This window comes from Micromonospora sp. CPCC 205558, from assembly GCF_036902955.1.
Classification (GTDB): Bacteria; Actinomycetota; Actinomycetes; order Mycobacteriales; family Micromonosporaceae; genus Micromonospora.
Genome location: NZ_JBAKHR010000001.1, coordinates 124,188 through 137,606, shown reverse-complemented (window position 1 = coordinate 137,606; position 13,419 = coordinate 124,188). Strand labels below are relative to the sequence as shown.

The window sequence follows — 13,419 nt, the reverse complement described above, 5'->3', positions numbered from 1 at the left end:
CGGCGCCACTTGGCTGACGCGTCGCTTCAGCCAGCCAGACGACCTGCGAGCACACCCGGATCCGATGCCGCTGATCACCACGCCGCGCGGCCTGCTCGCGCGCACCGAGGACCTCTGGGGCCCCGACGCACGGCACTAGAATGACGATCTCATCGAGAACGATAAGTCGCGTTCGGCAACACGTCCGACCTACCGTCGAGGCCGTCCCCGGTCGCTGGTCCGACGGCCCGGCTCCGGCGTCGGGTGCCGCCGACTCCCACCAGGAGGCTGAGATGTCGTTCGGGGTCGTCGCCATCGGCGAGTCTCTCGGCGAGCCGGTGAAGGTCACCGACTCGGTGGTCGCGGAGTACACGGCCAGCGAGACGGTACGGTCGTGGGGCTACCGGCGCTTCCACCGCGCCGAGGATGGCGTGCTGCTCACAGACCTGGCCGTGCAGGCGTGCGAACAGGCGCTGAAGGCCGCCTCGGTGGACGCCGCGGAGGTCGATCTGGTGGTGCTGGCCATCGCGGACTTCGCCGAGTATCTCTGCTGGGACGCCGCCGCCGCGGTGCAGGGCCGGATCGGGGCGGTCAACGCCGAAGCCATGCTGATCAACCAGGCGTGCAGCTCCGGAACTATCGCCTTCGACGCCGTCGCCGGGCGGTTCGCGACCCACCCGGACTATCACAACGCGCTCATCGTCTCGGCCAACCGGGTCTGCGACACCTATCAGAACCGGATGGACTCCACCACGACCGTGCTGTCGGACGGGGCCGCCGCGGCGCTGGTGCGCCGCGGCCACCAGCGGGTCCGGTGGCTGGCCACCGAGATCATCACCGACGGCCGGTACGCCGACTTCTTCCGGATGGACGTCGGCGGCACGGCCCGACCCTTCGGCACGGCCGGGGCAGCCGGTCCGGAAGGGCTACGGGTACGCAACCCGCTCGACCGCCTCGGCGAACTGCTCGACAACGACGCCCGTCGGATGCTGGAGTTCGTCCGGACGTTCGGCGGGAACATGCGCCTGGCCGTGGACCGTGTCTGCGCCCGCACCGCAACGGATGTCAGCGAGATCAAACGGTTCATCCACCTCAACGACAACCGGAAGGCGGCGGCCGACATCGCCCGGGCGCTGGGCGTCCCACTCGATCGGCTCACCAACGACCTGGCCTTGGACCACGGCCACTTCGGCGCGGCCGACCAACTGCTCGGCCTGCGCCGGCTGATGCAGGCCGGCGAGCTCCAGAGTGGCGACCTGGTCGCCCTGACCACCCTCGGCAGCGGAATGCACTGGGCGGTCACCCTGCTCCGCGTGTGAGGTGCCGGCGGGCGCGGCGGTCTCGTCGTCCGCGCCTCCGGTACGGAGGCGCGGACAGGCTCAGTGAGTGGTGTCGGTGAGCAGGTGCACCGTGTCGCCGGTTCGGACGACACCGCCGGTCACGATCTTCGCGCTCATGCCGCGCAGGCGCAGCTCCCGGCCGGCGCGCGAGTTGACGAACAGCACCGCGTCCCAGCCGAAGCGCCGCTGGAACTTGCTGCACCCCAGATGCAGCTCGGTCGTCGCCTCGATGACCGCCGAGCCGATCCGCAGCCGCGTGCCGGGGGGCACGTTCGCGACGCTCAACTCGAAATCGACGTAGAGCTGATCGCCGGCGAGCTGCCAGCGCTCGCGGTCCTGGGCCACCAGAGCCGCGCAGCGGGAGTTCATCACCGTGATCTGCCGGTTGACGTCGGGAGTGCCGGTGATCTTGTCGCGGCTGCCGCGCCGCTGCCACATGTCGCCGACCAGGCCCTCGTCGAGGTCGAGCACGCCCTCGTCGAGCATTTCCCGCTCGCCCACCTCGGGCCGCCTGACGATCATGTCCAGGGTGCCGGTCTTGGCGGGCGATGCACGGATGTGGTCCAGCCCGGCTTCGAGACCGGCCCGCTTGAGGAATGTCGCCATTACGGATTGACCGCCTGTCGATCGACGTTGCGAGAGTCGGCCGAGCTGGGGCCGAGCAGCCGCTCGAGCAGCCCGGTGGACCAGTCGTTCAGGTAGAAGTGCCCGCCGGGATACAGCTCGACGGCGGTGCGCCCGGACGTGTACCCGCCCCAGGCCCGAAGCGAATCCTCGGGCACCGACTGGTCCGACAGCCCGCCGAAGACAGCGAGTGCGCAGTCCAGCGGAGGCTCGGGCACGTACGCGTACCGGTCGAGGAGCTCGAAGTCGGCGCGGATGGCGGGCAGCATCAGGTCCACCAGTTCCTGGCAGGCCAGGAGCTCGGGCTCGAGCCCACCCAACGCCGCCACCCGCGTCAGCAACTGCTCGTCGGAGAGCCCTCGCACGTCCAGCCGACCGTGTCGCAGGTGCGGTGCGGCGCACGCGGAGACACCCAGCACGTCGGGTGCCGCCATGCCGAACCGGCGCATCCGCAGTGCCGTCTCGAAGGCAGTCAGTGCGCCCATGCTGTGCCCGAACAACGCGTACCGTCGGCCACCCAGATGATCCGCGACCGCCTGTGCCGTGGCATCGGCGAGCGCCGTCATGTCGGCGAACGGTGACAACCTGAACAGGTCCTGGCGTCCCGGCTGCTGGATCGCGCACAGGGCAACGCCGGACGGCAGACGGGCGGCCCACGGCCGATAGTACGGAGCCGCTCCGCCGGCATACGTGAAGCAGTACAGGACCGTGTCGGAGGCGTCGGTCGAGTATTCGTGGATGCGCACTGCGGGCTGCGCGAGACCTGAGGTCATGGGACCTGTCCAATCCGTACCATGCGGATGTTCAACGCCGCACGCCGACGGCGATGACAGCCAGGGCGTCCCGGACACCGATGGTGGCGGGCAGCTCAGAATCGACGAACGTGAGGCCGCTGCAGTCCAGCCGCAGCGCCGCGACAGCGAGATAGATCCGGCCCAGCGCGTAGCCGGCCGACAACAGCGACGCCCGGTAGGTTCTCGCGTCCGGGGCGATGGTCGGGCCGGGCGCCGGGGTCAGGAAGATGACGGCGGCCGCGTCCCGGCCGGCCTCCTGGTCGAGGCAGGCCCGGAAGGTCGCGGCCCGGCTGCTGGAAGCCGTCCGCTCCAGGGCGCCGGACGCCGGACGGTACACGCCGGGCTCCAGGCCCTCGACGCCGTGCGCCACGACCCGCACCTCGTGCAGCGTGCCCGCGTCCCCCGGCATGGGCGCCGAGGCCACGTCGATGATCCACCGAGCCGCGACAGGCGAGACGACTGCGGTGTCATCGAGACGGCGAACGGAGCGCCGCCGGCTCACCAGCAGCTCCAGGGCTTCGTCGCCGACCTCGTCGGGGACCTGCGCCGTCGCGCGGACGCCGGGATCACGAACCACCCGACGGCGGTCCCAGGCCGCGACCTCGTGCTCCCCGCAGAGGTTTCCGGCCTCGTGGATCGCGGCCACCAGGGGAAACTCCTCCGCGCCCGCGCCGAGGTCGCCCTGTGCCGAGTCCCCGCCGGGGGTCACCGCAGGAACACCGTCAGCCAGCGGCACCAGCAGCATCGGGAATTCCTCGCGGTCGCGTGCCCCGACCAGACTGCTCACCACGGCGTCGTCGAACGCTGTCTGCACCCGCGCGGTCAGACCCTGCGTCGAGGCCGCCAGCACCGCGTGTGCCGCGACGGTCCCGCAGTCCCAGCCCACATGCCGGTAGCCGCGCTCGCTGTAACGCCAGCAGCTACGCCACGGCACGCCGGTGATGACCAGGGTCGCCACGTCGCCGGCCGCCGGGGGTCCGATACGCGTGACCGCGTGGGCGCGCGCGTCGTAATGCCACACCCCGTCAGCGAGACCGTCGACACCGCGGGCGCTGACATACACCTCGTACGGATGCCGGTTGCCCGCCGAACTGGCGGCCCGGAAGTATTCGCCCGAGCGCGCGGAGTGTTTCCTCACGCCGGCACACCGGGCGAGTGTCACCGCCAGGTCCCCGATGCTCGGCGTCCTGCCCGCTGCCGAGTCGACCGAACCGCTGTCGCTGAGCAACCGCGCCGCCGCCACCGGGGCGCCCGCGACGTCCGGCAGCGTGATGCGCTGCAGGTGCTCGGGATATTCCTTGAACGGGGGCGGCCGTTCCTCCGGCATCAACGGGATGAAGTCCTGACGTACCCGGTCGTCGTCGACCGGCTCCAGCCAGGGCCGGTCGGCGGCGTAGGCCGTCAGGCGATGAAAGGCCTCTGCGAGCATCTTGATGGTTCTCCTTCGCTACGACTGTCGCGTGCTCGAGCCGGCCGGCGTCCCCGCCAGACGCACTATCGCGTCGCGGTCGACCTTTCCGTTGGGAGTCACCGGCAGTTGGCTCAGCACCGCCCACTTCCTCGGCACCATGTACGCGGGTAGCGCAGCGCCCAGTTCGCTGATCAGCGCGGCCAGGTCCGGCTGCGCCGCGCCGACGGCCGGCACCACCGCCGCGACCAGCTGTTTGTCCGAGCTGTCGCGTCCCGCGGCAAGGACGAGGCAGTCGGCGACACCGCCAGCGGAGGCGCTGATGACCGCTGATCGGATCTCGTCCAGCTCGATGCGGAACCCCCGCACCTTGACCTGGTGGTCACGCCGGCCCAGGAACCGCAGGTTGCCGTCGGCGTCCAGCCGAACCAGATCGCCGGTCCGGTACAGGCGCTCGGGCAGGTCAGGGCAGAACTTCCCAAACGCCATGGCCGTCCGCTCCGGCTCGTCGAGGTAGCCCGTCGCGAGGCCGTCGCCGGAGGTGTACAGCTCGCCGACCGCGCCGGGCGGGACCTCCCGCTGGCGTGAGTCGAGAATGTGGATCCCCGTACCCGCCACCGGGCGGCCGATCGGAACGGGATCGTCCACCTCGGCGGCGCTGAGCATCCGGTGCACGGTCGTGAACGTGGTGTTCTCGGTCGGTCCGTAACCGTTGACGACCACCAGACCCGGATGCCGACCGAGTACGGCGCGTACGTGCGTGGCCGAGACCACGTCACCCCCGGTCAGCAACACCCGCAGCCCGCCGAGTCGGTCGAGGGCGAAATCCACGAGCAGCCGGAACAGCCCGGCGGTGATCCACGCCGCCGTGATCCCGCGGTCGCTGATGAACCGCCCGAGGTCGCTCGGGTCGGTGAGGTCGTCCGGGCCGATCTCGACGGCTGCGCCGGTCAGCAGGGCACCCCAGACCTCCAGAGTCGACGCGTCGAAGGAGAGTGGGGACATCCGCAGTACGCGATGGCCGGGGCCCAGCGGTGCGTACCGGGAAAGGCCGGTGACCAGGCGCTGGACGCCACGGTGGGGGACGCAGACCCCCTTCGGCCCGCCGGTGGAGCCCGAGGTGAACGCGACGTACGCCAGTTGGGTGGCCGGATCGGGCGGCCCGCCCTGCGTGGCGTCGCCGGCCGAGCTGGCGTCGCCGGCCGAGCTGGCGTCGCCGGCCGAGCTGGCGTCGCCGGCCGAGCTGCCGTCGCTGGCGTCGCTGGTCGAGCTGGCGTCGCTGGCCGAGCCGGCCGCGAGCCAGTCCGGTTGCCAGGTTGGCACCACAGCGGCGCCGGTTCGGGTGGCCAGGAACTCGGCGTCCTCGCCGACGACGGCGGCCGGACGCAGGGTCGCCAGGATCTGCTCGATCCGCGCCGCCGGAGCCTGCCGGTCCAAGCCGCAGTAGGCGGCGCCGGTGCGGACGACACCGAGCAGGGCGACGATTTCGGCGACCGACGGCGGGCAGGCGACGAGGACCCGGTCGCCGAGGCCCACGCCGGCCTGCCGGAGGCCGGCGGCCTGCCTGCTCACCGCGTCGTCGAGCTCCGCGTAGCTGAGGGTGACGGATCCATCGCGCACGGCCAGCGCATCGGGGGTCCGGGCCACCTGGGTGCGGAACCAGTCGTCGAGGGAGCCCGCACTGCCACCCGCCTCGTCCGCCGCACCGACGACGAGCGCCGCGAGCCGGGACCGCCCGCCGGCCTCGATGCACCTGAGCGAGCCCAGCCGCGAGTCCGGGTCGCCGGCCAGCGAGGACAGCGCCTCCAACCAGCTGGTGAGGAAGCCGGCGGCGTCATGGTCGTCCCACAGGTCGACGGCGTATTCCAGGTGACCCGCCAGCGTCGGCTCGGCCCGGTTGAGAAACAGTTCGAGGTCGTACTGCGAGCCGCCACCGTGGCCCTCCTCCACCTCGATGTCGAGGAACCGGGACGCGATCGCGGCGGGAACCACATTGTGATGCGCTCCGAACGCGATCTGGACCAGCGGGTGCTGGCGGGCCGAGCTGACGATGCCGAGCGCGTCGACGATGTCCGCGAACGGCACCGCGCCGTTGTCGAGGCTCCCGGCGAGGCTGCGATGAACCGCCGACAGGAACTCCGCGACGCTGACGTCGGGCCGGACGTCGACCCGCACCGGCAGCAGGTTCACCGTGAGCCCGACCAGCTCCGTCAGCTCCGCAGGGCGGCCCACGACCGGCATCCCGATGACGAGTTGCTCCACATCGCTGTGGCGGGCCACCGTCAGCCCCAACGCCGCGAGCAGAAACGCGGTCGTCGTGGTCCCGGCCGACGCGGCGGCGGCGCGTACGCGATCGGTCAGCTCCGGACCCAGGTCCACCGCGGCACGCGCGCCACGAGCCTCGCGCAGCGGCGCCCTCAGCTTGTTCGACGGCAGCTCCAGCGACTCGGGCACGCCGTGCAACTGCTGCTTCCAGAAGGCCAACTGCCCGGCCAGGGCACCGCTGGCACGTTGCTGCCGCAACCACCGGTCGTAGGCGTCGGCGTGGACCGCCGGGCCGGGCTCGTACTGCTCACCGGCGGCGAGCGCGTCGTATCGGGTGAAGATCTCCCGCAGGACGAGCGCGATGCTCCAGCCGTCCAACAGGATGTGGTGCACCGTGAGCACGAGGGCGTGGCGCCGCGGACCCGACGAGGCGAGCGTGAACCGGATCGGCGGGCGGTTGGCGAGATCGAACGGCGTACGGTCCAGCCGCTGCGCGAGCGCGGCGGTCGAATCGTCGGGCAGCAGGTCCAGCGTCGGCTCGATGTCGGTCACGTGCCGGGTGACCCGTCCACGGGAGACCGGGAAGACCGTCCGCAGACCGTCGTGCCGACGAGCGGTCTGCTGGATCGCGCGTTCCAGGAGCGTCGGACGCAGCTCGCCGGTGAGGTGACAGGTGAACACCAGGCGATAGGGTGCGCCGCCGAGGATGCGGTCGCCCAGCCACAGGCCCTCCTGCACTGACGACATCGCGGCCGCCGGGACGGGGTCGCCTGACTGCTCGCCCGGCCCGGCAGCGCCGGCCCCGTCCGCCGGCTGGGCCGTGGTGGCCCCGGCCAGGACCCGCCCGAGCGGGATGTCGTCGAGCAGGTCGGCGGCGCGCAGCCGGACACCGCGCTTGGCGGCGTTGCCGATCAGGGACAGCGCTCGCAGGGAGTCGCCGCCCAGACCGATGAAGCTCGCGGTGGCCAGTTGCGCGTCGGTGATGTGCTCGACGCTCGACACCGAGAGGCTGTCGCGGGCCAGGTCGGCCAGCCACGCGGCCGGGGGGTGCTCGGTCATCTGACTGCGCTCGCCGCCTTCTTCTCCAGGGCGGCGTCGACCCAGGCGGCCAACTCCGCGATCGTCGGGTTGCGGTACAACGCCGCGATGCCGACGCGGGTCCCCACCGCCTTGCTGATCAGGGCGACCACCCGCAACGCGGTCATCGAGTTTCCGCCGATGGTGAAGAAGTAGTCGTTGCGGTTGATGGGGGTGGTGTGTAGGACGTCGGACCAGATGCCGGCCAACAGTCGTTCGGTATCCGTGAGCGGCGCGGCGTCACTGCCCCGCGTCGGCAACGACTGCGCGTCCATCCCCCGCAACGCGGCCCGATCCAACTTCCCATTCGACGTCACCGGCAACGCATCGATCACCGAAATCGACGACGGCACCATGTACTCCGGCAAACGACCAGACAACCACTCCCGAACATCCTGCACCGTGCCCACCGCCACACCCGGATCAACACCAGCACCCGCCGCCACCGTGACAAACGCCGCCAACTCCGGACCCACACCACCATCGACCAACTCGACCACCGCGACACCGACCCCATCCCGGGCCGACAACGCCGCCTCCACCTCACCCAACTCGATCCGGAAACCCCGCAACTGCACCTGCCGATCCAACCGACCCACGAACTCGAACTCCGCCGCGCTCACCCGGACCTCATCACCAGTCCGATACCAACGCCCCGACACACCCCCCACCACCGCATCCACGAACCGCCCCCGGGTCAACTCCGGCCGATTCACATACCCACGCGCAACCCCAGCACCCGAAATCCACAACTCACCCGAACCACCAACCGGCACCCCCTCAACAACCGCACCACCGGCCACCTCCCCCAAACCCGCACCCACCACCGCGAACACCAGATCACCCAACGGCACCCCGATCGGACTACCCGACCCACCCACATCCGCCGCCGTCAACTCACGAACCGACGCATGCACCGTCGTCTCCGTAATCCCATACAAATTCCACACCCGCGGCCGATCAACCCTCTCCAACAACCCGGCGATCTGCCCCGCCCGCACCGCCTCACCACCCAACACCACATGCCGACCCGGCACACCCTCACCAGCCAACCGCAACAACGCCGACGGCGTCAGACTCACCATCGTGACCCCACGCTCACCCAACAACCGCCGAAAAACCACCGGATCACGACTGTCCTCATAAGAAACAATCTCCACCCGGCCACCCGACGTCAACGCACCCCAGATCTCCCACACCGAAAAATCAAAAGCGACCGAGTGAAAACACGACCACACATCATCCGACGACCAATCAATCCACTCCCCCACCCGATCAAACAACCGCGCCACCGAACCATGCTCAACCGCAACACCCTTCGGCGCCCCCGTCGAACCAGACGTATAAATCACATACGCCAAATCACCCGACCCCACCTCCGGCAACGCCACACCACCAACACCCCCGACAGCCGACACCTCCACCAACTCCGCAACCCGACCCAACTCCGCAACCACACCCCCAGAAACACCACCATCAACCACCACGAACCGCGCCCCAGAATCCGAAACCATGAACCCCGAACGCTCACCCGGATGCCCCGGATCCAACGGCAAATAAGCACACCCCGCCCGCATCACCCCCAACAACGCCACCACCACATCCACACCACGACCCATACACACACCCACTACCTCACCCCGACGAACCCCCCTCCCCACCAACCACCGCGCCAACCCATCCGCACGCTCCACCAACTCCCCATACGACAACACCCCACCAACACCCGACACCGCCACCGACCCACCAGCCCGCCGCCCCCACTCCGCCACCAACGACGGCACCACCACAATCCCCATCACCCACCACCCTCACAAAAACCCCGGACCACAACCGGGCCAAGTTGGAAGAACAACTGCTCACGCGGCACCGTCGAGATACCAGCGCGCTCTGAAATCATTGGGCGGATACCGCGCCCACAGCTTCCCGAAGGCACTCCACGTACCGATCCACGATCTCGGCCACCTCCGCGGCCGTGAAGTGATCGCTCGAACCGTCCACCACCACGCCGTCGTCGACGACGCTGACCGTGATCGGAAGTTCGGTGACGGTGTAGTCGGTCACCGTCGCGATGAAGTCGGACATGCTGGTCTCGGCGAAGTCCGTGTAGGTGAACCAGGTCGTCGGGGCCGGCAGCCCCAATCGGCTGCGCATGGCGGCGAAGGGGAAGTGGCGATGCTCCAGCATGTCCAGTTCGGCCGCCCCCACCTGCGCGACCCGTTCATGCCACGACGCGTCCTCGGCGGCGGGCAGAACCGGCACCGCGTTGAGGAAGACGCCCACGGCCAGGTGAGTGTCCAGTGCTTCCGGCCGCGCGTTGGCCACAGCGAGCGTGCCCGGCCGCGGCGCGTCCGGGCCGGCAACCAGTTCGAGGGCGCGCAGGTGCGCGGCCAGGAACAGTTGCTTGGGCGAACACCTCCAGGTCGCACAGGCCCGGTCGATGTCCTGCCGCAGGCGCCCGTCGATGGAGTAGGCCACCGACCACACCGCCGGCTCCCCGTCCTCCCGGCGTCGGGTGGGCACGGCCAGCGCCCGCCACTGTCGGATGATGTCGGACCAGTACTCCGCCGAGTCGGTCGAGGCGAGCGCCTCCGCCTCGGCCTCGGCCGCGAGTTCGCAGACGTCGGTCGGGGTGGCCACGGCCGCACCGGACAGCGCGGCCCGGAGCTGGTCGAAGAAGACCGCCACGCTCCAACCGTCGAGCAGGGCGTGATGGTGGGACAGGAACACCCGGGCTCGGCCGCCGGGCAGGACGGCGCACACCAGCCGCCACAGGGGGAAGTCGTCACGGTAGAACGGGCGCCCGCGCTCGTTCTCGCGGATCTGCTCGATTCGCTTCTGCGCCGCGTCCGGGGCGAGCGTCGACAGGTCGTCGTACTCGAGCAGCGGGTCGGGTAGGTCGTGGACGAGCTGCACCGGACCGTCCACACCCGTCAGGTCGAACTCGGTCCGGAGGCCGGGCTGGGCGTCCGTGACCGCCGACAGGGCCGCGGCCAGCGCCGGCCGGGTGAGACCGGAAACGTCGAACGTCGTCTCCGACACCACGTGATAGGTGGGCCGATCCGGGTCGCGCTCGCTCTCGAAGAGCATTCCGGTCTGAATGAGCAGCGCCGGGTACGACCGTTCGACCGCGGTCGGCATCGGGTCCACGACGGCCGGCGGTGGGTCAGCGATCCGGGCCGTGGGCGCGGTCGCCGCCGCCAACTCGGCCAACACCGGGTACATGAACAGGTCGCGGACGCTGAGCGCCAGCCCCTTCTCCTCCGCGGCCAGGGACACCCCCAGGGCGGTCATCGAGTTTCCGCCGATGGTGAAAAAGTGGTCATTGCGGTTGATGGGGGTGGTGTGTAGGACGTCGGACCAGATGCCGGCCAACAGTCGTTCGGTATCCGTGAGCGGCGCGGCGTCACTGCCCCGCGTCGGCAACGACTGCGCGTCCATCCCCCGCAACGCGGCCCGATCCAACTTCCCATTCGACGTCACCGGCAACGCATCGATCACCGAAATCGACGACGGCACCATGTACTCCGGCAAACGACCAGACAACCACTCCCGAACATCCTGCACCGTGCCCACCGCCACACCCGGATCAACACCAGCACCCGCCGCCACCGTGACAAACGCCGCCAACTCCGGACCCACACCACCATCGACCAACTCGACCACCGCGACACCGACCCCATCCCGGGCCGACAACGCCGCCTCCACCTCACCCAACTCGATCCGGAAACCCCGCAACTGCACCTGCCGATCCAACCGACCCACGAACTCGAACTCCGCCGCGCTCACCCGGACCTCATCACCAGTCCGATACCAACGCCCCGACACACCCCCCACCACCGCATCCACGAACCGCCCCCGGGTCAACTCCGGCCGATTCACATACCCACGCGCAACCCCAGCACCCGAAATCCACAACTCACCCGAACCACCAACCGGCACCCCCTCAACAACCGCACCACCGGCCACCTCCCCCAAACCCGCACCCACCACCGCGAACACCAGATCACCCAACGGCACCCCGATCGGACTACCCGACCCACCCACATCCGCCGCCGTCAACTCACGAACCGACGCATGCACCGTCGTCTCCGTAATCCCATACAAATTCCACACCCGCGGCCGATCAACCCTCTCCAACAACCCGGCGATCTGCCCCGCCCGCACCGCCTCACCACCCAACACCACATGCCGACCCGGCACACCCTCACCAGCCAACCGCAACAACGCCGACGGCGTCAGACTCACCATCGTGACCCCACGCTCACCCAACAACCGCCGAAAAACCACCGGATCACGACTGTCCTCATAAGAAACAATCTCCACCCGGCCACCCGACGTCAACGCACCCCAGATCTCCCACACCGAAAAATCAAAAGCGACCGAGTGAAAACACGACCACACATCATCCGACGACCAATCAATCCACTCCCCCACCCGATCAAACAACCGCGCCACCGAACCATGCTCAACCGCAACACCCTTCGGCGCCCCCGTCGAACCAGACGTATAAATCACATACGCCAAATCACCCGACCCCACCTCCGGCAACGCCACACCACCAACACCCCCGACAGCCGACACCTCCACCAACTCCGCAACCCGACCCAACTCCGCAACCACACCCCCAGAAACACCACCATCAACCACCACGAACCGCGCCCCAGAATCCGAAACCATGAACCCCGAACGCTCACCCGGATGCCCCGGATCCAACGGCAAATAAGCACACCCCGCCCGCATCACCCCCAACAACGCCACCACCACATCCACACCACGACCCATACACACACCCACTACCTCACCCCGACGAACCCCCCTCCCCACCAACCACCGCGCCAACCCATCCGCACGCTCCACCAACTCCCCATACGACAACACCCCACCAACACCCGACACCGCCACCGACCCACCAGCCCGCCGCCCCCACTCCGCCACCAACGACGGCACCACCACAATCCCCATCACCCACCACCCTCACAAAAACCCCGGACCACAATGGAAGGCCGCCGGCTGACAACACCGAACGCGGCGTCCGAAATGGAAATTCGCATCTGACCCGGCAATGGCCGGCTTGTATAGTCGCCGCCATGACTCGAGACCCTGTGATGTCGGCTTCGGTGGCCGATCTCGACGCCTACCTCGACGCCGCGCCGCGTCCCGACTGCGACGCGGTGGACGTCGGGCCGTTCACCCTGTTCGTGTCGCGGTCGCCGTGGCCGTACTACGCGCGGCCGACCGTGGGCCGGCACGCCCCGATCACCGTCGGCGACCTCGACGCGCTCGCGGCCGCCTGCGTCGAGCACGGCGTCGACCTCGGAATCGAGTGGGTGCACGAGGTCCACCCCGAACTCGCCGCGCTGGTCGCGGCCTACGGGCTGGACCTCAGTTCCCACGTGCTCATGCGGGCGGACGCTCAGGAGGTGACCGCCGCGGCTGTCGACGGGGTCACCCTCCGCGTCCTGGCGGCCGACGACCCGGCTCTGCCGGCCGGGCGCGCGACCGCCGACGTGGCCTTCACCGCCGGGGGCACCGGACCCGGCCCGGAAGGCGCCACCGAGCGGGACACCTTCCTGGACAAGCTCGAGCCCGAGCTGATCGAGCACCTCAACGACCGCACGCGGCGCGGGCTGACGATCACCGCCGTCGCCGAAGACCCCTCGGACGGCGTCGTCGCCGTCGGCAGTTACCAGCCCATGGGCGAGTTCGCCGAGATCATGGCCGTCGCGACGCTGCCGTCGGCCCGACGCCGCGGTCTGGCTGGCGCCCTCACGGCGTTGCTCGCGCGGCACGCGCACGACGAGGCCGGGGTACGGACCGTACTGCTGGCCGCCCAGGACGACGCGGTCGCGCGGGTCTACGCGCGGGTGGGCTTCCAGCAGGTCGGGACGACGCACGCCGCCGAACCCGCGGGCTGACCGAGGCAACAGCA

General features: G+C 69.6%; 8 protein-coding genes. 2 read left to right on the top strand and 6 right to left on the bottom strand.

The genetic code is table 11. The features are described 5' to 3' along the window. The first annotated feature begins 272 nt into the window (after positions 1–272). A complete protein-coding gene (locus tag V6U86_RS00555; RefSeq protein WP_334497150.1) occupies positions 273–1,298 on the top strand; it encodes a 3-oxoacyl-ACP synthase III family protein in 1,026 nt (341 codons plus the stop codon). Between the two features lie 60 nt (positions 1,299–1,358). On the opposite strand, the gene V6U86_RS00550 is transcribed toward V6U86_RS00555, so the two are convergent. The 6 genes from V6U86_RS00550 to V6U86_RS00525 form a co-directional block, all read right to left on the bottom strand. Then, positions 1,359–1,925 carry an MOSC domain-containing protein gene (locus tag V6U86_RS00550; RefSeq protein ID WP_334497148.1) on the bottom strand — a complete coding sequence of 189 codons (567 nt, stop codon included), beginning with the start codon at positions 1,923–1,925 and terminating at the stop codon, positions 1,359–1,361. After that, positions 1,925–2,716, bottom strand: a complete 792-nt coding sequence (locus tag V6U86_RS00545; protein WP_334497146.1) for a thioesterase II family protein — start codon at positions 2,714–2,716, stop codon at positions 1,925–1,927. Before V6U86_RS00545 ends, V6U86_RS00550 begins: the two co-directional genes overlap by 1 nt. Before the next feature lie 31 nt (positions 2,717–2,747). Further along, positions 2,748–4,166, bottom strand: a complete 1,419-nt coding sequence (locus tag V6U86_RS00540) for a nitroreductase family protein (protein WP_334497144.1) — start codon at positions 4,164–4,166, stop codon at positions 2,748–2,750. A gap of 18 nt (positions 4,167–4,184) precedes the next feature. Further along, positions 4,185–7,469, bottom strand: coding sequence for a non-ribosomal peptide synthetase (locus V6U86_RS00535; RefSeq protein WP_334497142.1), 3,285 nt, complete (start codon positions 7,467–7,469; stop codon positions 4,185–4,187). Then, positions 7,466–9,286, bottom strand: a complete 1,821-nt coding sequence (locus V6U86_RS00530) for a non-ribosomal peptide synthetase (RefSeq protein WP_334497140.1) — start codon at positions 9,284–9,286, stop codon at positions 7,466–7,468. The genes V6U86_RS00535 and V6U86_RS00530 overlap by 4 nt, the downstream gene beginning before the upstream one ends. Before the next feature lie 97 nt (positions 9,287–9,383). Then, the gene (locus tag V6U86_RS00525) at positions 9,384–12,452 is read right to left on the bottom strand and encodes an amino acid adenylation domain-containing protein (protein WP_334497138.1); all 3,069 of its coding nucleotides are present in this window, start codon (positions 12,450–12,452) and stop codon (positions 9,384–9,386) included. A 125-nt stretch (positions 12,453–12,577) separates the two neighbouring features. On the opposite strand from V6U86_RS00525, the gene V6U86_RS00520 reads away from it, so the two are divergent. Next, a complete protein-coding gene (locus tag V6U86_RS00520) occupies positions 12,578–13,405 on the top strand; it encodes a GNAT family N-acetyltransferase (protein ID WP_334497136.1) in 828 nt (275 codons plus the stop codon). The last annotated feature ends 14 nt before the right edge of the window (positions 13,406–13,419 follow it).